The following is a 22075-nucleotide window of genomic DNA, read 5'->3' on the forward strand; positions in this document are numbered from 1 at the left end:
GGTTTACAATTTATTGCCCCCCTTCAGGGAAAATCCAGAAAAAATAAAATAGCGGTTCAGTTTTGTGAGGCGGCTCACTCGGAGACGTTCACAAAAGCGGCTACGCTTGGTTTCACCGCCATCATCCGATGGTAAAAAAATGAATAACAATAACTTTTATTCATCTCGTGCCCAACGGGAGGACCTCGTGCAACCTGAACAGATTACCTTTGATAATCCCTTACAAAACCGCAGCGACCTCACCCGCTGGGTAAAAGAAATGCTGAATGCCGTCACGCCTTTTTTCAACAATCGCGACAGCGGCGTGGATCTGGCGAATTTCACCACCCATTACGGTCAGCGTATTGCCAATATGGAGGCATTCTCGCGCTTGCTGTGGGGCGTGACGCCTCTGCTGGCAGGCGGTCAGGAGCCTGAGCAGCTGTCGCTTTATATTCAGGTCATCAAAAACGGTATTAACCCGGCCCACGTGGAATACTGGGGCGAGATTGGCCACAGCGATCAGCGCGTCGTGGAAATGGCGGCATACGGTTTGCTGCTGGCGCTGGCCCACAAGCCGCTACTCGCCCACTTCAGCGAGCAGGAAAAGCAGCATCTGTGGCAGTGGCTGAAGCAGAGCGAAACCGCCACCATTCCCGACAACAACTGGCATTTTTTCCCGATTCTGGTGCAGCTCGGCTTTCAACACGCCGGGATGCCGGTTAACCGTGAGGCCATCGAGCGCCATTTTGCCGCCATGGAGCGCTACTGGCTCGGCGACGGCTGGTATAGCGACGGTCCGGACAGACCGCGTGACTACTACATTTCGATGGGTTTTCACTTCTACGGCCTGATCTACGCCACGCTGATGAAAGATGCGGACCCGGAGCGCTGTGCCACTTTGCGAAGCCGTGCCACCGTATTTGCCAATGATTTCATTCATTTCTTTGCCGAAGACGGCGCGGCTATTCCGTTTGGCCGCAGTCTGACCTATCGCTTTGCCCAGGCCGCGTTCTGGAGCGCCGCCGCCTTTGCCGGGCTGGATAGCTACTCACCGGGCGTTCTGAAAGGCCTGGTCCTGCGCCATCTGCGCTGGTGGATGCAGCAGCAGCCGTTCGACCGCGACGGCGTGCTGAGCGTCGGCTACAGCTACCCAAATCTGATCATGGCGGAAGATTACAACGCGCCCGGCTCACCGTACTGGGCGCTGAAAACGGTGCTGGTGCTGGCATTAGGCGAAAATAGCCTCTTCTGGCAAGCCGACGAGGAAGCCCTGCCACCGCGCCATTCCCCACATCCGATTCCTGGAGCCGCACAAATTCTGGTCCACCAGCCCGACCATGAATGGCTATTGACCGCCGGTCAGTGGGAGCGCAACAACTTCGTCAATACGGAAGCGAAATACTGCAAATTTGCCTATTCGACGCGCTTTGCTTTCAGCGTAGAACGCGGGCGCTTTGGACTTTCTCACGCCTCGCCGGATTCAATGCTGCTGCTCAGTGAAAAAGACAACTACTGGCGCGGCCGCCGCGACTGCGAGCAGGTCAGCATGTCGGGTCACACAATTTACAGCCTCTGGCGCCCCTGGCACGACGTAACCGTCGATACGTGGCTCACGGCGCTGGGTGAGTGGCAGATTCGCGTTCACCATCTGCAAACAGCCCGCGAGCTGGACACTGCCGAAGGCGGCTTCAGCCTTTGCTTCCGCCCACAACCGGAACAGCGGCTGACCACAGGCATCAGCGCCCTTCATGGTGAAAAAGACACCAGCGCCATTCATTGTCTGAGCGCTGTTCAACGCGAAGGCGATGTCGTGCTGACCCCGCCAAACAGCAATCTTCTGTTTGCCGACAGGGCCGCAGTGCCGGTGCTGCGGAGCGAATTAACGCCTGGAACACATCTGCTGATAAGCGCCGTCTGGGCCGGTAATCAGCAGGATTACGACCCGGAAAATTGCCCGGAGGCCAGCCTGCAACAGGGCGTTATGCATCTGACGTCGGCGGCGTACGAAACGCACTTCTCCCTGACTGAACTGCCGTGAAGCTGAGGAAAATGAGATGAACGCAACAACCCCGCGCAGCGCGCAAGTGAAAATGAGCACCTTTATTTTCCTCTACTTCTTCACCTGGTCCTCCAGCTTCGGGCTTTACGCCCTGTGGCTGAGCCAGAAGGTCGGACTCGATAGCATCACTATCGGCAGCGTCTTTGCCATCAACGGCGTGTTTGCGGTGATCATGAAGCCGGTTTACGGCTACATCATGGATAAAATCGGCATGAGCAAATGGCTACTCTATTTTGTCTGTGCCGTCTCTGCGCTGATGGCGCCATTCTTTATCTTTGTTTATCAGCCGCTGCTGCTGAGTCACACCACCATGGGCATCATTATTGGTGCGCTGTACCTGAGCCTCGGCTGGTATGCGGGCGTGGCGGCATCCGAATCCTATGCCGATCGCTTCAGCCGCCTTTACGGCGTGGAGTTTGGCCGCGTGAGAATGTGGGGATCGCTCGGCTGGGCGCTGGCTGCCTCCGTTTCCGGGGTGCTGTTTAACCTCACGCCGCTGGCGAATTTCCTCGTCAGCAGCGCCACCTCGGTACTGATGCTGCTGGTATTAATCAGCCTGAAAATTGGCGATGAGCAGTTGCGCTCCAACAACGTGATTTCCGCCAATAAAATCGTCTTCAGCGACGTGGTTTTACTGCTGAAGAACCGCAAATTCTGGATGTTCAGCCTGTATGTGGCGGGCGTGGCGTGGATGATGTTTGTCGCCGAGCAGCAGTTCCCGCGCTACTTCGTCTCCTTCTTCGCCACTAAAGAGCAGGGGAACGCCTGGTACGGCTACCTCAGCATGATTCAGTCCGGCACCGAGTTCGTGATGATGATGTTCATTCCAGTGCTGGTGAACCATTACGGCGCGAAGAAAGGCCTGCTGCTGTGCGGCTGTGTGGTGGGCGCACGCCTGATCGCCTCCGGTCTGACGACCGATCCGGTGATGATCTCCATCATCAAACCGCTGTACGGTATGGAGATCGCGCTGCTGCTGATTTCGGTCTTCAAGTACATCGCCGAGCATTTCCATAAAAAGGTGAATGCAACCATGTACCTGCTGGGCTATCAGGCGATGATTTACGTCGGTTCTGTGGTCGTCGCGCCGCCCGCGGGCTATCTGTATGCGAAAATCGGCTTCGAGCATACCTACCTGATGATGGGCTGCTGTGCCCTGTTCTTCACTCTGATTTCCACCCTTACGCTTTCCCGCTGCCGCTCTGCCCGCGATCCTCATCCTGAGGACGAACAGACGCTGAATGCGGTATCCATTGCCCCTGCCAAAAGTCATTAAGGAGACGTTATGACCCGTTCCGTTGTTACCGAGCCGCTGCGCCCCGTCGAGCTGTATGCCATTGACCGCCAGGCGCTGCGGCAAAGTCTTGACGCTGCATTAACGCGTATTACGAAGAAGCTGGATACCAACATTGCCAGGTTTGGCGACAGCTTCCCGGGGGAAGCCTGTGAAAAAGGCATCTGGCCCCGCACAAAGAACGTAGAGTGGACCACCAGCTTCTGGACCGGACAGCTGTGGCTGGCGTGGGAGATGACCGGCGAGGTTCGTTTTCGCGAGGCAGCCGAACGCACTCTGCCCTCCTTCTACGAACGCATTGAAAAGCGCATTGATACGGCCACACACGATCTGGGCTTTCTTTATTCGCTCTCCTGCGTAGCCGCGTGGCGACTGACGGATAACGACATCGCACGCCGGGCAGCGCTGAAGGCCGCAGATACGCTGATGGAGCGCTTTAACCCGACGGCAAAAATCATTCAGGCCTGGGGCGATCTCAACGACCCGGAGCAGCAGGGCCGAATGATTATCGACTGCAACATGAACCTGCCGCTGCTCTACTGGGCGAGCGAGCAAACGGGTGACGCCCGCTACGCAGAAGCGGCAACGGCCCACGTGAAGCAGGCTGCACGCTACATCGTGCGTCCGGATGCTTCGACGTACCACACGTATTATATGGATGTCGTGACCGGCGAACCACGTTTCGGCAATACTCATCAGGGCTACAGCGATACCTCCTGCTGGTCGCGCGGTCAGGCATGGGGCATCTACGGCTTCCTGCTGAGCTACCTGCACACCGGCGATGAAAGCATGGTTGAGCTTTCCCGCAGCCTCGCACACTACTTCCTCAACCGCCTGCCGGAAGACGAAGTTTGCCATTGGGATTTAGCCCTGCTCGGCACCGACGCGGTGCGCGACAGCTCCGCCGCCGCCATTGCCATCTGCGGGTTGCTGGAGCTGGTGAAAGCCCTGCCAACGCTGGATCCGCACCGGGCTCATTATGAAGAGATGGCGCTGAAGATCGTAAAATCACTCACGGATAACTATCTGGCGCGTGAAGACGATGCCACTGAAGGACTGCTGAAGCACTCGGTGTACCATATGGGCAGCGGAAAAGGCGTGGATCAGTGCTGTAGCTGGGGAGATTATTTCTATCTGGAAGCTTTAGTTCGATTGCGCCAGGTCTGGCCGCTGTATTGGTAATCCGGGGAGATATTGCCGGGTGGCGAAAGGTGAAAGCAAAAAGGTGCCCTTTCGGGTACCTTTTTTAGTGTTTGCTCCCTCTCCCAAAGGGAGAGGGTCGGGGTGAGGGGATCAGACCGCAGCGATCCTCACTCCCAACTAAACCATTAAACTTTCGCTTTCTGGAACAGCGTGTCCCACATGCCAAGCACCAGTGCCTGATCGCGCGGATTCAGCTCTCCGGCCTGAATGGCCTTTTCCAGGCTATGGGAGACTTGCTCATACACCGCCTGCGCAGAGTGATCGTCACCCGCTTCCAGCTCGGCAACGGCGAGCGTCAGGTGGCCGCGCAGGTAGCCGCTGGCAAACAGCTCGTCGTCGCTGGCGTGCTCAACCATGTCATCAATTAACGCCAGAATGCGCGATTCAAATTCTGCGATCATCTTCTTTCCTCAATTTAGATCTTCCGGCCAGGGGAAGTGGTCCGCCGTTAACGTCGGCGTTTGATAATAATTCTGTAAAGCTGCGATGAAGCGCGCCGGACGTGCCGGGATCCCTTCCTTCAGATACGTCATTACCTGCGCATGCACCCGACGCTGGAACACGATGCGGTCGGGCTCAAAATCGCCTTCGAGGTTGTCGCAGCTGACGTTGAACGGGAAACCCGCCGCCGCGCAAAACAGCCAGTCGAACGCCTGCGGCTTCACTTCCACGTCTTCAAACTGGCTTTGCGTTTTGGCATCGCGCCCGTCCGGGCAGTACCAGTAACCAAAATCCACCAGCTTGCGGCGTTCGGCACCCGCGATGCACCAGTGCGAAATCTCATGCAGCGCGCTGGCATAAAAGCCGTGGGCAAAGACGATGCGGTTGTACGGCACGTCATCATCTGCGGGAAGATAGATCGGTTCATCCTCGCCTGAAATCAGACGGGTATTAAAATCGTCAGCAAAGCAGCCGTTAAAAATGTCGATCAGCTGCTGAAAATGGTGTTCTTGTTGCATCAGTGAATTCCCAACCACTGGAGGATCTCCGCTCCGTGACTGTCATAGAGAAGTTTAGCGCTCATCACCGCCGAGACGATAACGATCATCGGCCGGATCAGCTGCTGTCCTTTGCTGAGCACCAGTCGCGATCCCATTCGCGCACCTAAAAATTGTCCGGCCATCATCACAAAACCAGCACCCCAAATGACCTTACCACCGAGGATAAACAGCAGCAGGCCACCAACGTTGGAGGTGGCGTTCAGTACTTTGGCATGCGCGGTAGATTTGGCGAGGTTAAACCCGGCGAGCGTAACAAACGCCAGCGCATAAAACGATCCGGCCCCCGGACCAAAGAAGCCGTCGTAAAAGCCGACGCAGCCTCCGGTAACCAGCGCGAACGGCAGGCCATGCAGACGACGCTGGCGGTCTTCTTCACCCAGCTTTGGCATCAGCAGAAAATAGAGACCAATACCGATAATCAGCAGCGGCAGGATCTGGCGCAGGACGTCCGACTGAACGTGCTGCACCAGCAGCGCACCGCTCATTGAGCCGATAAAGGTCATCAGAATATTGAGCTTCTGATCGGCCAGATTGACCACCTTACGGCGAATAAAATAGAGCGAGGACGACAGCGATCCGCCGCAGGCCTGTAGCTTATTGGTTGCCAGCGCGTTAGCGGGCGACATGCCCACCGCCAGCAGCGCCGGGATGGTCAGCAGACCGCCGCCGCCCGCCAGGGCGTCAATAAACCCGGCCAGCAGCGCAATAAAAAACAGGGCCGCCAGAAGCAGCGGCGACACCATAAAGAAATCGCTAAAAAATTCCATCAGAGAACGTGTTCATCCAGTAGCGCCTGACAGGAAGGCGGCAACGGCGGCGGCGTCTTCTTCTCAGGTTTGGTTGACCCAGGCTTAGGCGGCTCGAACCAGCTTTGCAGTTCGGCACCGCAGCCGTCACCTGCCGGAGGTGGCGCCTGCTCCTGACACTCCAGGCTTCCCGCCGGGCAGCGCAGACGCACGTGCATGTGCGCACGGTGCTGGAACCACGGACGCACCTTACGCAGCCAGTCGCGATCCGTGCCCGCATCGAGGCAAAGCTGCTGCTTGATAGCCGGGTTCACGAAAATGCGTGTTACGGAATCATCTTTCGCTGCGAGCTTGATCAGGCTGCTGATTTGCGGCGACCAAAGTGACGGCACCACGCGTTTGCCATCTGCTGACACTAAATCCAGCGCCTGTGGCTTTAACAACTGTGAAGACGTCCAGCGCGTTTGCGGCAGCTGGAGGAAAATGTCGACGTCCAGACCTGACTGGTGGCTGGCGTGACCACCGTTAAAGCGCCCACCTGCCGGCATGCCCATATCGCCAATCAGCAACGTGCCCATACCTGCGTTGTGAACCTGACGGCTCAGACGCTGAATGAACTGGATAAGATCCGGATGACCAAAGTAGCGGCGCTGATCGGTGCGCATCACCTGATAGTTATCAGACTGAAGCGGCAGCGGATTCGCGCCGACGATGCAGCCGTTGGCAAATGCGCCAATCGACTGCGCCGTGCCGGGAATCGGCTCTTTGATCTTCTGCCACGGCGTGGCGGCGAAAGAGGCGCTACTGGCAAGCAGCGCCAGCAACGCGATAACGGTTTTTTTCATTTTCCCGCATATCCCTGGAGTGTATTACCAGCGAGGAAGCGTGGTGGTCACATCCGCATTCTGCGCACGCTGGCGCAGCAGATGGTCCATCAGCACGATCGCCAGCATCGCTTCGGCGATCGGCACCGCCCGGATCCCTACGCAGGGATCGTGACGACCTTTAGTGATCATTTCGACTTCTTCACCGGCGCGGTTAATGGTCTTGCCCGGCACGGTAATACTCGATGTGGGCTTCAGCGCCATGTGGGCGATGATTTGCTGCCCGCTGCTGATGCCGCCAAGCACGCCACCGGCATGGTTGCTCTGGAAACCGGCTTTGGTGATTTCATCACGGTTTTCGCTGCCGCGCAGGCTGACAACGCCGAAGCCATCACCAATTTCCACGCCTTTCACCGCATTGATGCTCATCAGCGCGTGGGCGATGTCTGCATCGAGGCGGTCGAATACCGGCTCGCCGAGGCCTGGCGGTACGCCATCAGCCACAACGGTAATTTTCGCGCCAATCGAATCGCCTTCTTTCTTCAGGCCACGCATCAGTTCGTCAAGCGCTTCGATTTTATCGGGATCCGGACAGAAGAACGGGTTCTGCTCGACCTGACTCCAGTCTTTGATTTCCAGCGGAATATCGCCCATCTGGGTCATACAGCCGCGAATAACGATACCGAAATTCTCGGCCAGGTATTTCTTGGCAATGGCACCTGCCGCCACGCGCATCGCGGTTTCGCGGGCAGATGAACGCCCACCGCCGCGGTAGTCGCGCAGGCCATATTTTTGTTCGTAGGTATAGTCGGCGTGGCCCGGACGGAAAACGTCTTTGATAGCGCTGTAGTCCTGAGAGCGCTGATCGGTGTTCTCAATCAACAGGCCGATGCTGGTACCGGTCGTGACGCCTTCAAATACGCCCGAAAGAATTTTCACCTGATCCGGCTCGCGGCGCTGCGTGGTGTAGCGCGAGGTCCCCGGGCGACGACGGTCGAGGTCGTGCTGGAGATCGGCTTCCGTCAGGGGAATGCCCGGCGGCACGCCGTCCACGATGCAGCCGAGGGCCACACCGTGGGATTCGCCGAAGGTGGTTACGCGAAAGAGTTGTCCAATTGTGTTTCCTGCCATCACGGCTCCATCGAATTGTAATTAATCTTTATAGATGCTGAAGTGTTCGCGGGCAGCCAGGAGCTGCGCTTTGGTGAGCATAAAGACGCCGTCACCGCCGTTGTCGAACTCAAGCCAGGTGAACGGCACGTCAGGATACTGCTCCATCAGGTGTACCATGCTGTTACCGACTTCACAAATCAGAATGCCGTCGTCGCTCAGGTAGTCCGGGGCGTTGCCGAGAATGCGGCGCGTCAGCTTCAGCCCATCGGAGCCGGAGGCAAGCCCAAGTTCCGGCTCATGACGATATTCGTTTGGCAGGTCGGCCATGTCTTCGGCATCGACGTACGGTGGGTTGGTCACGATCAGGTCGTACTGCACTTTTGGCAGGTCGCGGAAGAGGTCGGAACGAATCGGCGTGACGTGATGAATCAGCCCGTGTTCTTCGATATTGTGCTCGGCCACGGCCAGCGCATCCGGGGAGATATCTACCCCATCCACTTCTGCTTCAGGGAAAGCGTAGGCGCATGCAATTGCGATACAGCCGCTACCGGTGCACATATCCAGAATATGCTCTGGCTGACGGGCAATCAGGCCCGCGAAGCGGTTGTTAATCAGTTCGCCAATTGGCGAACGTGGCACCAGCACGCGCTCATCCACGAAAAATTCGTGACCGCAGAACCAGGCTTTGTTGGTCAGATAGGCGACCGGAATGCGCTCGTTCACGCGGCGGATCACGCGTTCAACGATACGATGCTTTTCGCTGGAGGTCAGACGCGCGGTGCGCATGTCTTCCGGAATATCCAGCGGCAGATAAAGCGACGGCAGTACAAGCTGGACGGCCTCATCCCACGGATTATCCGTACCGTGACCGTACCAGATGCCCGCCGCGCTGAAACGGCTGACGGACCAGCGCAACATATCCTGAATGGTATGCAGCTCATTGACTGCTTCATCGACAAAAATCTTATCCACTTTCCCCTCCAGGGCATGACGCGTAAATTCGGCGGCTAGTTTGCCACGAAGACGCCGATAAATCAGCATTCTTGCATCGCAGGCCAGGGGAAATATGCGTTTTCGCTGCCCGTAAGCGCAGAGAGTCGGGTAAACTGTCGCAAAGCGAAAATGAGAAGAGACGATGAAGAAGAAAACCTCACTCAGCGAAGAGGATCAGACGCTGTTCCGCCAGCTGATGACAGGCACCCGCCAGATCGAGCAGGACACCATAGTCCATCGCCCAACGCGTAAAAAAATTAACGAAGTGCCGGTCAAGCGTCTGCTTCAGGAACAGGCCGATAACAGCCACTATTTTTCAGATGAATTTCAGCCGCTGCTGAATACCGAAGGCGCGATGAAATACGTACGCGCCGACGTCAGCCATTTTGAGGCGAAAAAGCTACGCCGTGGTGATTACTCCCCGGAGCTTTTTCTCGATTTGCACGGCCTGACCCAAATGCAGGCTAAGCAGGAACTGGGCGCGCTGATTGCCGCCTGCCGTCGTGAACATGTGTTTTGTGCCTGCGTCATGCACGGCCACGGAAAGCACATTCTTAAGCAGCAGACGCCATTGTGGCTGGCGCAGCACCCACACGTAATGGCGTTTCATCAGGCACCAAAAGAGTACGGCGGAGATGCCGCATTGCTGGTGTTGATAGAAGTGGAAGAGTGGCAGCCGCCAGAGTTGCCCTGACAAAAAGGCGGGAGCATTTCCCCGCCTTTCGTATTTTGATACTGAAGTGCCCGTCACTACGTTTGCCGGGCCTGCAATATATCTCACATAGCTTTCGCCATTTTCAGATTGCAGGGGCTCATTTGCCAGTTGAACTGACCTTGCCCGCTGGCATCCAGCGTGACGTTGGCAATCGCGGATGTGGAGAACATCGGCGGCGCTTCGCCCGGGCAGAGTTCGGAGACCAGGTAACCGACCAGCGGCAGGTGAGAAACCACCAGCGCAGAGGCCACACCTTCATTCGCCAGCGCCTGCAAATACGCGCTGACCAGGCCCACATCGCCGCAAGGCGTGAGTTCCGGCAGGACATCGATCTCTTTTGGCAGGTTCATGCACTCCCCCACCACGTTCAGCGTTTGTTCGGCTCGTAAGAACGGGCTGACCAGAACGCGCTCAATATCCACTTTTTGACCTTTCAGCCAGGTTGCCATTTGACGGGATTCATCGCACCCACAGGTGGTGAGGGGACGAACCGAATCGCTGGCTGCATCCAGGGCAGCGTCGCCGTGACGCATGATAAAAACTTGCATATTGCACCGCTTTTGTTAACCAGAAGCACCGAAGTAAAACATACGTCAAAACACGCTGTTTACCCGATGGCCGGGCATTGTGCCTGATCCATTCGATGAATGAAACGCTGTTTTTTACCTCAATGGCGTAAGTATAGTCAATCTTTGTTTACAAAATAGCCACTCAGCAGCGTAATCCATCGTCAGGATTTACCTTTATTTGACCTCAACTTAACGTCTCAGTTTCATTTATGGGCCAAAAGGCCAGGCCCTTTTCTGCCATCCTTGTTAATGCATCGCACGGCGTAAACCGTGGCCCATACTGGGCAGCCAGGCGTTGCAGAATCGCCACGACTTCTCCCGCGCCGAGACTATCCATATAGCGGAACGGGCCGCCTAAAAACGGCGGGAATCCAATACCAAACACGGCACCGATGTCGCCATCACGTGCGCTACGAACCACCTGCTCATCGAAGCAGCGTGCCGCTTCATTGAGCATCATCATCACGCAGCGTTCGGCAATCTGCTGCCCGGAAAGCTGCCCTTTCTGCCCGCTGCCAATAAGCGTATAAATTGCAGGGTCAGGCTGTTTTTTGCTTTTACGCCCTTTCGCGCCGTAAAGATAGAAACCGCGACCATTTTTTCTGCCTTTGCGATCGTCGTTCAAAATTGCGCTGATGATATTTGCAGGTGCGCTAAAACGATCTCCGTAAGCACTTTCCAGTACAGGAATAATTTTAGTCCCGGTATCAATCCCGACCTCATCCAAAAGTTGGATTGGCCCTACCGGGAAGCCAAATTTCGTCAGCGCGCCGTCAATCCTGTCGATGGATTCGCCTTCGGTCAGCAACCGCATTGCTTCATTAATATAAGGAGCCAGAATGCGATTGACGTAAAACCCGGCTTTATCGGCGACCACTACCGGCGTTTTGCCCAGCTGTTTCGCCAGTTTGACCGTAGTGGCAATCGTCGTCTCAGACGTTCCGGCGTGGGGGATAACCTCCACCAGCGGCATTTTTTCTACCGGGCTGAAGAAGTGAAGGCCAATCACCTGCTCCGGGCGCTGTGCCTGCGCGGCGATATCACCAATCGGCAGCGACGAGGTATTGGAGGCAAAAATCGTATGAGGCGCAAAGTTCGCTTCAACGTCCGCCACCATTTGCTGCTTGAGGGATAAATCCTCAAAAACGGCCTCAATTACCACGTCACGTTGCGCAAAACCGCGATAGTCGGTCGTGCCTGAGATCAATGCCATCTGGCTGTCTCGTTCACTGGATCTGATATGGCGGCGACGCACCTTTTTATCAAGCAATTCCCAGCTGTACTTCAGGGCGTGATTGATCCCCTTAGCATTAATGTCTTTGATGCGCACCGGCAGCTTCGCTTTGCTGGCGGTGACAAAGGCAATCCCGCCGCCCATCAGCCCCCCGCCCAGCACGGCAGCTGAATGCAGCGGATGAGGTTCAGCATCCGCACCGGGATCCTTTTTCACTTCCGTACTGGCAAAGAAAATCGAACGCAGCGCTTTTGACTGCGGCGTCATCGCCAGTTCACCAAAGGCTCTGGCTTCCGCTTCATAGCCGCTGCTGCTGCCATGGGCGAGTCCCGTTTCCAGCACGCTCAGGATGCGTGAGGTAGCCGGGTAGTTTCCATGCGTTTTCTCTTCGGTCTTCTTCGCCGCCATGTTAAACACCAGGCTGCGGGCGACGGGCCCAGCCAGAATGCGCTCGCGAACCGGCAAACGACGGCTTGCAGGGCGCTCCTGTTTTGCCAGCTCAACGGCGGCTTCCAGCAGAATCGAGTGCGGAACAACGTCATCCACCAGCCCGGCTTTCCACGCCTGTCGGGCACGAAGCTGCTTCCCGGTCAGGATCATATCCAGCGCGGTGCTAATCCCCACCAGACGGGGCAACCGCTGCGTGCCGCCAGAGCCTGGCAGCAAACCAAGCTGTACTTCCGGCAGCCCCAGCACCGTTTTCGCATCATCACTACAGATGCGGCTGTGGCAGGCTAACGCCAGCTCCAGCCCGCCGCCGAGGCATGCTCCGTGAATGGCCGCCACAACCGGGACCGGCAGCGCATGAATTTCCGCCATGATCTGCTGGCCCTGACGCGCCAGCGCTTCGGCTTCCTGAGCGGTTTGACAACCGGCAATCATATTGATGTCCGCACCGGCAACAAAGTTGTCGGGTTTGGCAGAGATGAACACGACGCCGCGCAGGGCTTTGTTCTCACGAATCCGTTTGAGAATAGCCCGCACCTGAACGCCAAACTCCGCCTTCAGGGTATTCATCTTCTCGCCGGGCACATCAATAGTGATAACTGCGACGTTATCGAGGCGTTCGGTCAGGGTAAATGCGGATGTCGTTTCCATTATTCGGCCTCCAGAACCATCGCCGCACCAAGTCCACCGGCCGCACAGGCGGTGACAAGGCCAAAGCCACCGCCGCGACGGCGGAGCTCGTTCAGCGTTTGGGTGATCATGCGCGCGCCCGTAGCGGCAAAAGGATGCCCGTAGGCAATCGAGCCGCCAAGCACGTTAAATTTGCTGTCGTCGATCTCGCCCGTCGCATGGCTACGGCCCAGCACGTCGCGGGCAAAACGTTCGCTCGCCATGAGCTGGACGTTCGCCAGGGTTTGTGCGGCAAAGGCTTCATGCATATCAAAGAGGGTTAAATCCGCCATCGTCAGCCCTGCTCGCTCGAGCGCAAGCGGCGTCGACCACGCCGGGCCCAGCAGCATGTCCTGCCAGACGTCAATCGCGGTAAACGCGTAACTGCGCAAATAGCCCAGAGGCTTGAGGCCAAGCTCTTTAGCGCGGGACTCCGTCATCAGAATCACGGCGGCAGCACCATCGGTGAGCGGCGTGCTGTTAGCAGCGGTTACCGTGCCGTGCTTGCGGTCAAATGCCGGGCGCAGTTTGGCGTAGTCCGCAATCGTGGAGTTGCCACGAATGTTGTTATCTTTTTCCAGCGGCTCGCGAAACGGCGGCGCGTAGGCCGTCATGACTTCATCCGCGAGCTTGCCCTCTTCCCAGGCTTTGGCGGCATACATATGCGATCGATGCGCCAGCGCATCCTGCTGCTCGCGGGTGATCCCCCAGGTTTTCGCCATTTGCTCGGCGGTATCGCCCATGCGCAGCCCGGTGGAATACTCGGCAACGGCTGGCGGTACCGGAGCCAGGTCTTTCAGCCGCAGGCGGGAGAAGAGTTTAAGTTTTTGCCCGAGCGTACGCGCCTTGTTGGCATCAACAAGCGTGCGGGCCAGCGTTTTGCTGACGCCTATCGGCAATACAGAAGAAGAGTCTGCCCCGCCGGCGATCCCGGCGCGAATGGTGCCAGCCATCAAACTTTCCGCCACGTTGGCGACAGCCTGGAAACTGGTGGCGCAGGCACGACTTACGCTATAGGCGTCGGTATGAACGCTCATGCCGGTGCCGAGCACGATTTCGCGGGCAATGTTGGGCGCTTCAGGCATCTGCACCACCTGGCCGAAAACCAGCTGTTCGATAACTTCGGGGGGAATTTCGCTGCGAGCCAACAGTTCACCCACAACCATTTTACCGAGATCGACCGCCGGAATGCCGTGGAATGCCGTCGCCTGGCGTGCAAAAGGCGTGCGTAGCCCGCTGACAATGGCAATGCGATCGCCCTGACGGGTGACAAGCGATAATGCCTGACTCATAACCTTCCCCTGATAATGTAAAAAAGTGGTCTGACCTGATAACAGTCTTAACTAATTTTTTACATCCAGCCAATGGGGGAAGCCAAAAAGTGAGAGCCAAAACACATTGAGATAAAAAAGAAAACGGCCCTGTTCAACAGGGCCGTTTTAAAGAAGGGATTAACGCAGACCGAGCTGGAAAATCAGGGTTTCCGCTTCGCAGCAGAACACGAAATCGATATCCAGCTGCACGCCATCTTCAACTTCTTTAAAAGTAGAAGTGATTTTGCATGGATCGGATTCCACACCGCGTGCTCTTTCGCTAAGCGCCGCCAGAGTTTCTTCGGCTTCAGCACGGTTAGCGAAAACGCGGCTGTAAGAAGCGGTGCAGTCGGTGTTGTCCATGATGGTACCAACATCCATACAGCAGCAAACCGGGGTTTCATCAGCACTGCATTTACTCATCGTAGATTTCCTCTGTATTCGCACTCAGGGTGCCAGATAAACAATGCTTTTATTTTACGCCCCAGCCCCTGGCGTCTCCAGTCGATATTACTTTCCGCGGCCTTAAGTGACCTAAATCACAATTAAAAATGATCTAAAACAAAAATCCCCTTCTCAGGTGAACCTTTCTGGCGGCAATTTTGCCAGATGGATCATGTTTCTTAGATCACACATGAAAAAACTTATAAACAAACTTGCAACATTCCGTCTGGTCAGACCTATACTCTCGGCACTGGTCTGATTTCTCTGACGTAACACAGACCCTACACTTCGCGCTTCTGTTACGGCATGTAACAAATTTTGCATAAAAATAACTCAATTGAGGTTATGGTCATGAGCCAAAAAACCCGCTTTACAAAATCTGCTCTCGCAGTTGCAGTGGCACTTGTTTCCTCCCAGGCCTGGTCCGCAGGCTTCCAGTTAAATGAATTCTCAGCCTCCGGCTTAGGGCGTGCGTATTCTGGTGAAGGCGCTATCGCCGACGATCCAGGCAACGCCAGCCGTAACCCGGCGCTGATCATGATGTATGACCGCCCACAGATGTCTATCGGTGGCGTGTACATTGATCCGGATGTCAACATCACCGGTAAATCCCCGACAGGCAAGAGCACCAGCGCCGATAACATCGCGCCATCTGCCTGGGTACCTAACTTACACTTTGTCATGCCTGTTAACGATCAATTTGGTTTCGGTGCATCCGTCACCTCTAACTATGGCCTGGCAACTGAATACAACAGCGACTACGCGGCGGGAAGCGTGGGCGGTAAAACCGATCTGACCACCGCGAACCTGAACCTGAGTGCGGCATATCGCCTCAACAGCGCATGGAGCTTCGGCCTCGGCTTTGATGCTGTATATGCTAAGGCGAAAATTGAGCGTTATGCAGGTGACCTGGGCCAGATTGTTGCTGGTTCTGGTGCGCTGAACTCTAACCCGCAGTTGGCTGGTGCTGTCGCGCAGATCCCAGCGGATACTCAGATTGCTCGCCTGAAGGGTGACGACTGGGGCTTCGGCTGGAACGCCGGTATCCTGTATGAACTGGACAAAAATAACCGTTACGGCTTCACCTACCGTTCTGAAGTCAAAGTGGACTTCGACAAAGGTGAATACAAGAGCGACCTGCCGTCTGCCTATAACCAGATCCTCGGCAACTTCGGCCTGCCAGCGGGCACCGACGGTCGTACCGTCGATGGTTCTCTGACCCTGAACCTGCCGGAAATGTGGGAGCTGTCCGGTTATAACAAAGTGGCACCGCAGTGGGCTATCCACTACAGCGCGACCTACACCAGCTGGAGCCAGTTCCAGGAGTTGAAAGCGAACGGTTCGAACGGTCAGACGCTGTTCTATAAAGATGAGAGCTTCAAGGACGCATGGCGTCTGGCGCTGGGTACTACTTACTACTACGACGACAACTGGACCTTCCGTACCGGTATCGCGTTTGATGACAGCCCGGTTCCGGCCGATCATCGCTCTATCTCCATCCCGGATCAGGACCGCCTGTGGCTGAGCGCAGGGGCAACCTATGCGTTTAACCAGGATGCTTCCATCGACGTTGGCGCTTCTTACATGCATGGTCAGAACGTGACCATCGAAGAAGGCCCGTACAAATTCCGCTCTGACGGTAAAGCGTGGCTGTTCGGTTCCAACTTCAACTACCGCTTCTGATAATCTCTTATCAGACATAAAAAAAGGTGAGCTCCGCGCTCACCTTTTTTCTTTGTGACATCGATTACTGTGAGTCGATGTCCTTCAGATCGCCCTCGATCGCCTTCGCGTTCGGGTTCTCTTCCGTGCTGAGCTTCCCGCCGTTAGCGATGAAATCATGCTGCTGGAAGTAGGCTTCACGCACCATAATGTACGGGTCTGAAGACTGACGCAGAAGGCCATCGGAATCCAGCAACTGCGCACGCGTTTCAATACCTTCCACCGCCCATTTACCGATAGACATCGGCCAGGTCAGCCATGAGAGCACCGGATAGAGCGTGTCAGCCTGATCGCCGCCTTCGTCACGCAGCGTAAAGCTGCCGTAGAACGGTAGCTGCAAATAAGGGCCATAACCCACGCCATAATGCCCCAGCGTACTGCCGAAGCGGTGAGGCTGCACCCGCTGCAGTTTCGGGTTTGCCATCCCGGCGACGTCAATAAAACCACCCATCCCCAACAGGGTATTCAGGAAGAAACGGGTGAAGTGCACCATCCCCTGATACGGATCGCCCTGCAGGAACATGTTCACCATGATCGCAGGCTCTTCAAGGTTGCCGGTAAAGTTGCCGATGCCGTTACGCGCTGGCTGTGGCACGTAGTCGCGCCATGCAACCGCCACGGGGCGCAGAACGTAAGGATCCAGCACGTTGAAGTTGAAGTCGTACATCGTACGGTTGAAGCCTTCAAACGGATCGGAACGACCTTGCGACTGGTCACCCGTGCTGGCACATCCCACCAGCAGCGTTGCGCTTAGCGCAAGCGCAGACAGGCGAAAATTCATAAATGTCTCCCTGTAAAGAAATCACTGCTTTTACTGATTTTATACATATTTTGAAACAGACGTATCGCTATTCATGGCATAAGCCGAAATTAAGAGTTTATCGCGAGGTCCCGGTCACTAAAACCCGCTACGCTTTATCGCAGGTAAACAGACGAAGGTTAAGCCGGATGGACAAGCACGAAGATGAAAAAATCAACCGCCATACGGAAGAGCTGGAAGTTGAGAGCGACGAGAAAAACCGCGGAGAAGAGATAGAAGTGGATGAGGACCGTCTTCCCTCAAGGGCGATGGCGATTCACGAACATATTCGCCAGGAAGGTGAAAAAGAGATGGAGCGCGACGCGATGGCACTGTTGTGGTCTGCCATTGCCGCCGGGCTTTCGATGGGTGCATCGCTGCTGGGCAAAGGTATTTTTCACGTTCAGCTTGAGGGCGTCCCAGGGGGATTTCTGCTTGAAAACTTAGGCTACACCTTCGGTTTTGTGATTGTGATAATGGCACGCCAGCAGCTCTTCACAGAGAACACCGTCACGGCGGTGCTCCCGGTCATGCAAAACCCGACGCCGGGTAATGTCGGCCTGCTGATGCGCTTATGGGGCGTGGTGCTGCTCGGTAATCTTATCGGCACCGGTATTGCTGCCTGGGCCTTCGAATACATGCCTATTTTTGACGAACCTACCCGCGATGCCTTCACCAAAATCGGCATGGACGTGATGAAAAACACGCCTGCGGAGATGTTCGCCAACGCCATCATCTCCGGCTGGCTGATTGCCACCATGGTCTGGATGTTTCCCTCCGCCGGTGCGGCTAAAATCGTGGTCATTATTCTGATGACCTGGCTTATTGCCCTCGGCGACACTACCCACATCGTCGTGGGCACGGTAGAGATCCTCTATCTGGTCTTTAGCGGCAGCCTGCACTGGCACGACTTCTTCTGGCCCTTCGCCCTGCCGACGCTTGCCGGCAACATCTGCGGCGGCACCTTTATTTTCGCCTTGCTCAGCCATGCTCAAATCCGTAACGACATGAGCAACAAGCAAAAAGCAGAGGCTAAAGCCAAAGCGAAGCAGCAAGAGAACGCAGAGAAAAAATAAAGGCGGCGGCGACACTTTGAGCAGTCAGTCGGCTATGTGCTTAACCTGGCTGCCAAAAAACGCTATACTCTTGCCGCTTCGTCCCCTTAGTTAAATGGATATAACGAGCCCCTCCTAAGGGCTAGTTGCAGGTTCGATTCCTGCAGGGGACACCAAGACGCCTTCCGCAACATCCCATCAAATACCAAAAATCACCAATATTCATTAAGTTAACCATAAATTACCATCCCAAAAGCACCCATTAAAAACGGCTAAAGCCCACGTTGTCGCGGGTACAAAAACGGGTATAATCGGTTCGATATATATTTGTACCCGTCATAGAGGGCTATTGAATGAAGCTAACAGATCTCACGGTACGAAATGCCAAACCTGATCAAACCAACAATAAGATTAAGAAACTGAGCGATGGTAACGGGCTATACCTCGCTGTCTATCCCAACGGATCGAAGTACTGGCGCTTTCGTAAAGTGATTAACAACAAAGAAACAACGCGGGCTTTAGGCATCTATCCAACCATGACACTGGCAGAGGCCAGAAGCGCCAGAGACACGTATTTGCTTGAGTTATCCAAAGGGATTGATCCCTTGCATACCATAAAGCCAAAAATAACCTCATTTGAGGAAATTTCCAGAGAGTGGCATACCAGGAAACGTGGTTGGAGTGAGCCACACGCTAAAAAAGTCCTCAAAGACTTGGAAAATCATATATTCCCTGAAATAGGTAAAAGGGCAGTTAATGAAATAACAATTCAGGATTTATTAATACCTCTCAGAAAAATGGAGGATAAAGGAATTTTGGAAACCGCCTCACGTATCAAACAGCGCATGAATGCGATCATGCGTTATGCTGTACAAAGCGGAATCATCAAATACAACCCAGCACAAGAATTAGATGGAGCTTTAGAAACAAATAAAACAAAGCACCGCCCAGCCCTTCCTCTTGAACGCTTACCTGAGTTATTAGATAAAATAGGTAATTATCACGCTCATTCACATGGTAGGCTATTAACTCAATTAGCTGTAAGACTTAACTTGTTAATTTTCATTCGCTCAAGTGAACTTCGTTTTGCCCGATGGAATGAAATAGATTTTGATAAATCGCAGTGGGTTATTCCCGCTCAACGTGAAGAAATTAAAAATGTAAGATTCTCATATCGCGGCGCAAAGATGAAAACGCCTCATACAGTTCCTCTTGCCACGCAAGCAATTGAAACTCTAAAAGCAATAAAGGTAATTTCAGGTGACGAGATATTCGTTTTCCCTGGCGATCACTATCAGTCAAAGCCAATGAGTGAGAATACGATAAATAAAGCTTTGCGTAACATGGGATATAACACCCAAGCAGACGTTTGCGGGCATGGTTTCCGCGCTATGGCCTGTGCAGCCCTCACGGAATCGGGGAAGTGGTCAAGAGAAGCAGTTGAGCGCCAGATGAGCCACCAGGAAAGAAATTCCGTCAGAGCTGCATATGTGCATCAAGCCGAACATATGGAAGAACGACGCCTGATGTTGCAATGGTGGGCAGACTACCTTGACGCCTGTCTGGCAGTTTATATCCCCCCCTATAAATTTAAATGGCCTTTGAAAAAGTGACCATTAGGTGTAGTCAATATGTAGACACACCTGATTTTTTCATATGTAAAACAAATAGATAAAGCGCATGAAAGACACTAAGTGTCTTTCATGTCTAACCCACTGATTTACTGACTCATTGAAATTTTTATTCTCTAAAAGAATCAATATCATGGTTATTATTCATTTTCAGACATCAGTTTATTGATGCATGTCACGTTTATAAATAAAATATCCCCGCCTCAATACAAACCCATGGACATTTTAAAAACACATTGAATTACATAGCGATCCACTATAATTCACTATTTCTCAGTTCGGCTGCTTATAGCCGCTTATGGCGGCGTATATTGTGTTAATTTTTTAATTTCAGCATTTTCCAGAAATGTCAACAACCCCATAAAACAAGCCATTTTACAAAATATCTTCTCTTTGATTATGATTTCCATGTCCCGTAAATCACCGTAAGATCTCATATGATCCTCGATGAGTTGCAAAAGAATGAATAGTTAACTTGTACAGGTGGCCGATATGTCTTTAACAACCCCATCCAATGAAAATAAGACACAGAAATTAATTAGACTTCCAAAAGTCATTGAAATAACAGGAAAATCAAGAACACGCATTTATGAAGATATGAAAGTAAATCTCTTTCCCAAAGCAATTAAAACCGGGCCACGCTCAGTCGCATGGGTTGAACAAGAAATTGCCGAATGGATAGAGGAAAAGAAAAAACAGCGATTTCAAAACTAATTCTTTATATTTACAGGCAATAAAAAAACGCCTGCGTTTTGCCGAACGAGGCGTTTTACTGAATTAATATCTTAACAGGAATCCGACAATGCTCTACTTACCGGAACAAATAAATTATATACGTTTTCTGCTTTTGCTTAAAGCAGCAAAAGACGGAAGAAAAAATATTTATCACTGTCTCTTGACGTCCCGTAACATACTGTCGTATCGTCTTATCGTTGCCCCTCAATGGGTAGCCGGGCGTGAGAACCCGAGTCAGTTATCGGCGACATCAGACGCCAACAGCGTCTTTTTTATTGTCGCAAAACCAGTACCCCCGTATTCAGCGGCACAGATCCGCACAGTATCAATGGTGGCGCTGGCAGGGCAGCTTTCGGGCTGGCCGGTTTCCGATAACGCCGGTATTCTCACCCCTGTCAGTGTCACCACCATTTATGAGCGTGAGAACTCCGGTGGTGACAGCCTAAAACTGTTATCGGAGATCATCATCATGATGACAACCCCAGCCCCATTGTATCCCCAGTTTATTTGGCTATTTCTCGCTGTGCGCCGCTCTGACGCGTCCGCACGTCCACATCGTGAAGAAGTTACAGCCCCAACCTATCAGGCCGCACGTCGCGTTATAGCGCGTGAATTTATCGCCTCTTTTGCCGGTCGTCTGCCGGTTCGTGAGGTGGCCCATGTTTAACCCACTTGATAACCAGAAAGCCGCAGCGCTTAACCCATTTCATGACAACCACTACGCGCCGCCAGCTTTCATCAAGCCTGGCTCAAAAGTCATGGTTGAAATTGATTCGCGTGAAATGGAGATCGCCATTTTTGCCGCTTACGATTATGGCCTTGACGCTTTAAACGATGAAGGGCGGGAAGTGTTGAACCGCTTAATTGCTGAATTAAAAGATCGGATAACAGCTCGTGAGGTGGCTCATGTTTAAACTGCTTATCACCCTGATTAATCACGAAGCTGGCGACCGGCGCGAGCTGGTTCACAATGGCCGCTATAAAACCCGCGAAGCTGCATGGAAAGACTCGCAGAAAATGGCGTATATCCATAAGAATGCCACCGGCACCGTAACGCATAAATGTATTGTGAAAATTGCGGAGGCCGGAAATGTATAAACTGTTCATTACCTGCCGTAATGTTATTACGGGTGAAAAACAGAATTATCAGAGCACGCAGGAATATAAATCATCCGGTAAGGCGATGAAAGCGGCCCGTAAGATGGCTGATGTTATTACCTGTAACGGAAAATATGCCGATGATAATGAATACACCGTAACAGTCGGGAAGGTGAAAAATGGCTGATATCTTTCGTGGTAAAGTAAAAAGAAATAAATCTTATCAGGTTTCCGGTTATGCGGTGACGCGTAAAGGTTATACGCGCAGCGCACAGGTAAAGGTTGAGGCGCTTAATCGCGATGATGCAATAATCCGGGCTACGGCTCAGTTACGCTGGGAGGGATTAACGCATTTTAAATGCGCTTAAGGTGCTGGAAATAACCACGCCATCATTCAGCATTCAACGCTGATAAACCGATAAGCAATTT

At 53.8% G+C, this 22075-nt stretch carries 24 protein-coding genes and 1 tRNA gene; 14 read left to right on the top strand and 11 right to left on the bottom strand.

Annotated elements, in window-relative coordinates; translation table 11 throughout:
* Positions 1-187 precede the first annotated feature (187 nt).
* The 3 genes from AB1287_RS15045 to AB1287_RS15055 are packed head-to-tail and all read left to right on the top strand — an operon-like array spanning position 188 to position 4517.
* Positions 188-2020, top strand: a complete 1833-nt coding sequence (locus AB1287_RS15045; RefSeq protein ID WP_435618278.1) for a DUF2264 domain-containing protein — start codon at positions 188-190, stop codon at positions 2018-2020.
* Positions 2021-2036: 16 nt separating this feature from the next.
* The gene (locus AB1287_RS15050; RefSeq protein WP_435618279.1) at positions 2037-3317 is read left to right on the top strand and encodes an oligosaccharide MFS transporter; all 1281 of its coding nucleotides are present in this window, start codon (positions 2037-2039) and stop codon (positions 3315-3317) included.
* A gap of 9 nt (positions 3318-3326) precedes the next feature.
* Positions 3327-4517, top strand: coding sequence for a glycoside hydrolase family 88 protein (locus AB1287_RS15055; RefSeq protein ID WP_435618280.1), 1191 nt, complete (start codon positions 3327-3329; stop codon positions 4515-4517).
* 146 nt (positions 4518-4663) lie between these two features.
* On the opposite strand, the gene AB1287_RS15060 is transcribed toward AB1287_RS15055, so the two are convergent.
* From AB1287_RS15060 to prmB, 6 genes are read right to left on the bottom strand one after another with little or no spacing between them, the layout of a single operon-like run.
* Positions 4664-4939, bottom strand: coding sequence for a YfcL family protein (locus AB1287_RS15060; protein WP_435618281.1), 276 nt, complete (start codon positions 4937-4939; stop codon positions 4664-4666).
* A 9-nt stretch (positions 4940-4948) separates the two neighbouring features.
* Entirely contained in the window at positions 4949-5497 is a 549-nt protein-coding gene (locus AB1287_RS15065) for an elongation factor P hydroxylase (RefSeq protein ID WP_435618282.1), read from the bottom strand.
* On the bottom strand, positions 5497-6306 hold the full coding sequence (locus tag AB1287_RS15070; RefSeq protein ID WP_435618283.1) for a sulfite exporter TauE/SafE family protein: 810 nt from the start codon (positions 6304-6306) through the stop codon (positions 5497-5499). Before AB1287_RS15070 ends, AB1287_RS15065 begins: the two co-directional genes overlap by 1 nt.
* Positions 6306-7130: a penicillin-insensitive murein endopeptidase gene (gene mepA / locus AB1287_RS15075; RefSeq protein WP_312625203.1), complete on the bottom strand. Its 825-nt coding sequence runs from the start codon at positions 7128-7130 to the stop codon at positions 6306-6308. The genes AB1287_RS15070 and mepA overlap by 1 nt, the downstream gene beginning before the upstream one ends.
* A 24-nt stretch (positions 7131-7154) precedes the next feature.
* On the bottom strand, positions 7155-8240 hold the full coding sequence (gene aroC / locus AB1287_RS15080; RefSeq protein ID WP_435618284.1) for a chorismate synthase: 1086 nt from the start codon (positions 8238-8240) through the stop codon (positions 7155-7157).
* A gap of 21 nt (positions 8241-8261) precedes the next feature.
* A complete protein-coding gene (gene prmB, locus AB1287_RS15085) occupies positions 8262-9194 on the bottom strand; it encodes a 50S ribosomal protein L3 N(5)-glutamine methyltransferase (protein ID WP_312625201.1) in 933 nt (310 codons plus the stop codon).
* A 163-nt stretch (positions 9195-9357) separates the two neighbouring features.
* Here prmB and smrB point away from each other — a divergent pair, with 163 nt between their 5' ends.
* Positions 9358-9909 (top strand): endonuclease SmrB, encoded by a 552-nt coding sequence (gene smrB, locus AB1287_RS15090; protein ID WP_435618285.1) that lies wholly within the window; start codon positions 9358-9360, stop codon positions 9907-9909.
* A gap of 83 nt (positions 9910-9992) precedes the next feature.
* Here smrB and sixA read toward each other — a convergent pair whose 3' ends face one another.
* The 4 genes from sixA to AB1287_RS15110 all read right to left on the bottom strand — a co-directional run bounded on the left by sixA (position 9993) and on the right by AB1287_RS15110 (position 14585).
* Positions 9993-10478, bottom strand: a complete 486-nt coding sequence (sixA, locus tag AB1287_RS15095) for a phosphohistidine phosphatase SixA (RefSeq protein WP_312625199.1) — start codon at positions 10476-10478, stop codon at positions 9993-9995.
* A 205-nt stretch (positions 10479-10683) separates the two neighbouring features.
* Positions 10684-12831 carry a fatty acid oxidation complex subunit alpha FadJ gene (gene fadJ / locus AB1287_RS15100; RefSeq protein ID WP_435618286.1) on the bottom strand — a complete coding sequence of 716 codons (2148 nt, stop codon included), beginning with the start codon at positions 12829-12831 and terminating at the stop codon, positions 10684-10686.
* Positions 12831-14141, bottom strand: a complete 1311-nt coding sequence (gene fadI / locus AB1287_RS15105; RefSeq protein WP_435618287.1) for an acetyl-CoA C-acyltransferase FadI — start codon at positions 14139-14141, stop codon at positions 12831-12833. The genes fadJ and fadI overlap by 1 nt, the downstream gene beginning before the upstream one ends.
* A gap of 159 nt (positions 14142-14300) precedes the next feature.
* On the bottom strand, positions 14301-14585 hold the full coding sequence (locus tag AB1287_RS15110) for a YfcZ/YiiS family protein (RefSeq protein ID WP_435618288.1): 285 nt from the start codon (positions 14583-14585) through the stop codon (positions 14301-14303).
* Between the two features lie 372 nt (positions 14586-14957).
* Between AB1287_RS15110 and fadL the strand changes: the two genes are divergently transcribed.
* Positions 14958-16289 (top strand): long-chain fatty acid transporter FadL, encoded by a 1332-nt coding sequence (gene fadL, locus AB1287_RS15115; RefSeq protein ID WP_312625194.1) that lies wholly within the window; start codon positions 14958-14960, stop codon positions 16287-16289.
* 64 nt (positions 16290-16353) lie between these two features.
* Here the strand turns inward: fadL and mlaA are convergent, their stop codons facing one another.
* Positions 16354-17109, bottom strand: coding sequence for a phospholipid-binding lipoprotein MlaA (gene mlaA / locus AB1287_RS15120; RefSeq protein WP_312625192.1), 756 nt, complete (start codon positions 17107-17109; stop codon positions 16354-16356).
* A 167-nt stretch (positions 17110-17276) separates the two neighbouring features.
* Here mlaA and AB1287_RS15125 point away from each other — a divergent pair, with 167 nt between their 5' ends.
* The 9 genes from AB1287_RS15125 (at position 17277) to AB1287_RS15165 (ending at position 22014) form a co-directional block, all read left to right on the top strand.
* Positions 17277-18203, top strand: a complete 927-nt coding sequence (locus AB1287_RS15125) for a formate/nitrite transporter family protein (RefSeq protein ID WP_312625191.1) — start codon at positions 17277-17279, stop codon at positions 18201-18203.
* An 80-nt stretch (positions 18204-18283) separates the two neighbouring features.
* Positions 18284-18358 (top strand) — tRNA-Arg (locus tag AB1287_RS15130).
* Positions 18359-18535: 177 nt separating this feature from the next.
* Positions 18536-19795 (top strand): tyrosine-type recombinase/integrase, encoded by a 1260-nt coding sequence (locus tag AB1287_RS15135; RefSeq protein ID WP_435618289.1) that lies wholly within the window; start codon positions 18536-18538, stop codon positions 19793-19795.
* Between the two features lie 510 nt (positions 19796-20305).
* Complete coding sequence (locus tag AB1287_RS15140; protein WP_435618290.1) at positions 20306-20527, top strand: helix-turn-helix transcriptional regulator; 222 nt, start codon at positions 20306-20308, stop codon at positions 20525-20527.
* 88 nt (positions 20528-20615) lie between these two features.
* Positions 20616-21215 (top strand): host cell division inhibitor Icd-like protein, encoded by a 600-nt coding sequence (locus tag AB1287_RS15145; RefSeq protein WP_435618291.1) that lies wholly within the window; start codon positions 20616-20618, stop codon positions 21213-21215.
* Positions 21208-21462: a hypothetical protein gene (locus tag AB1287_RS15150; RefSeq protein ID WP_435618292.1), complete on the top strand. Its 255-nt coding sequence runs from the start codon at positions 21208-21210 to the stop codon at positions 21460-21462. The genes AB1287_RS15145 and AB1287_RS15150 overlap by 8 nt, the downstream gene beginning before the upstream one ends.
* On the top strand, positions 21455-21646 hold the full coding sequence (locus AB1287_RS15155) for a hypothetical protein (RefSeq protein WP_435618293.1): 192 nt from the start codon (positions 21455-21457) through the stop codon (positions 21644-21646). Before AB1287_RS15150 ends, AB1287_RS15155 begins: the two co-directional genes overlap by 8 nt.
* Positions 21639-21833, top strand: a complete 195-nt coding sequence (locus tag AB1287_RS15160; protein ID WP_435618294.1) for a hypothetical protein — start codon at positions 21639-21641, stop codon at positions 21831-21833. The genes AB1287_RS15155 and AB1287_RS15160 overlap by 8 nt, the downstream gene beginning before the upstream one ends.
* A complete protein-coding gene (locus AB1287_RS15165) occupies positions 21826-22014 on the top strand; it encodes a hypothetical protein (protein ID WP_435618295.1) in 189 nt (62 codons plus the stop codon). Before AB1287_RS15160 ends, AB1287_RS15165 begins: the two co-directional genes overlap by 8 nt.
* Positions 22015-22075 lie beyond the last annotated feature (61 nt).

Origin of the sequence: Scandinavium sp. UTDF21-P1B, assembly GCF_040750395.1 — a bacterium.
Taxonomy (GTDB): domain Bacteria; phylum Pseudomonadota; class Gammaproteobacteria; order Enterobacterales; family Enterobacteriaceae; genus Scandinavium.

Excerpts from the sequence above, each read along its gene's own strand:
- AB1287_RS15050 (WP_435618279.1), top strand. The coding sequence starts at position 2,037 with ATGAACGCAACAACCCCGCGCAGCGCGCAAGTGAAAATGAGCACCTTT.
- AB1287_RS15055 (WP_435618280.1), top strand. The coding sequence starts at position 3,327 with ATGACCCGTTCCGTTGTTACCGAGCCGCTGCGCCCCGTCGAGCTGTAT.
- AB1287_RS15060 (WP_435618281.1), bottom strand. The coding sequence starts at position 4,939 with ATGATCGCAGAATTTGAATCGCGCATTCTGGCGTTAATTGATGACATG.
- AB1287_RS15065 (WP_435618282.1), bottom strand. The coding sequence starts at position 5,497 with ATGCAACAAGAACACCATTTTCAGCAGCTGATCGACATTTTTAACGGC.
- AB1287_RS15070 (WP_435618283.1), bottom strand. The coding sequence starts at position 6,306 with ATGGAATTTTTTAGCGATTTCTTTATGGTGTCGCCGCTGCTTCTGGCG.
- mepA (WP_312625203.1), bottom strand. The coding sequence starts at position 7,130 with ATGAAAAAAACCGTTATCGCGTTGCTGGCGCTGCTTGCCAGTAGCGCC.
- aroC (WP_435618284.1), bottom strand. The coding sequence starts at position 8,240 with ATGGCAGGAAACACAATTGGACAACTCTTTCGCGTAACCACCTTCGGC.
- smrB (WP_435618285.1), top strand. The coding sequence starts at position 9,358 with ATGAAGAAGAAAACCTCACTCAGCGAAGAGGATCAGACGCTGTTCCGC.
- sixA (WP_312625199.1), bottom strand. The coding sequence starts at position 10,478 with ATGCAAGTTTTTATCATGCGTCACGGCGACGCTGCCCTGGATGCAGCC.
- fadJ (WP_435618286.1), bottom strand. The coding sequence starts at position 12,831 with ATGGAAACGACATCCGCATTTACCCTGACCGAACGCCTCGATAACGTC.
- fadI (WP_435618287.1), bottom strand. The coding sequence starts at position 14,141 with ATGAGTCAGGCATTATCGCTTGTCACCCGTCAGGGCGATCGCATTGCC.
- AB1287_RS15110 (WP_435618288.1), bottom strand. The coding sequence starts at position 14,585 with ATGAGTAAATGCAGTGCTGATGAAACCCCGGTTTGCTGCTGTATGGAT.
- fadL (WP_312625194.1), top strand. The coding sequence starts at position 14,958 with ATGAGCCAAAAAACCCGCTTTACAAAATCTGCTCTCGCAGTTGCAGTG.
- mlaA (WP_312625192.1), bottom strand. The coding sequence starts at position 17,109 with ATGAATTTTCGCCTGTCTGCGCTTGCGCTAAGCGCAACGCTGCTGGTG.
- AB1287_RS15125 (WP_312625191.1), top strand. The coding sequence starts at position 17,277 with ATGGACAAGCACGAAGATGAAAAAATCAACCGCCATACGGAAGAGCTG.
- AB1287_RS15135 (WP_435618289.1), top strand. The coding sequence starts at position 18,536 with ATGAAGCTAACAGATCTCACGGTACGAAATGCCAAACCTGATCAAACC.
- AB1287_RS15140 (WP_435618290.1), top strand. The coding sequence starts at position 20,306 with ATGTCTTTAACAACCCCATCCAATGAAAATAAGACACAGAAATTAATT.
- AB1287_RS15145 (WP_435618291.1), top strand. The coding sequence starts at position 20,616 with ATGCTCTACTTACCGGAACAAATAAATTATATACGTTTTCTGCTTTTG.
- AB1287_RS15150 (WP_435618292.1), top strand. The coding sequence starts at position 21,208 with ATGTTTAACCCACTTGATAACCAGAAAGCCGCAGCGCTTAACCCATTT.
- AB1287_RS15155 (WP_435618293.1), top strand. The coding sequence starts at position 21,455 with ATGTTTAAACTGCTTATCACCCTGATTAATCACGAAGCTGGCGACCGG.
- AB1287_RS15160 (WP_435618294.1), top strand. The coding sequence starts at position 21,639 with ATGTATAAACTGTTCATTACCTGCCGTAATGTTATTACGGGTGAAAAA.
- AB1287_RS15165 (WP_435618295.1), top strand. The coding sequence starts at position 21,826 with ATGGCTGATATCTTTCGTGGTAAAGTAAAAAGAAATAAATCTTATCAG.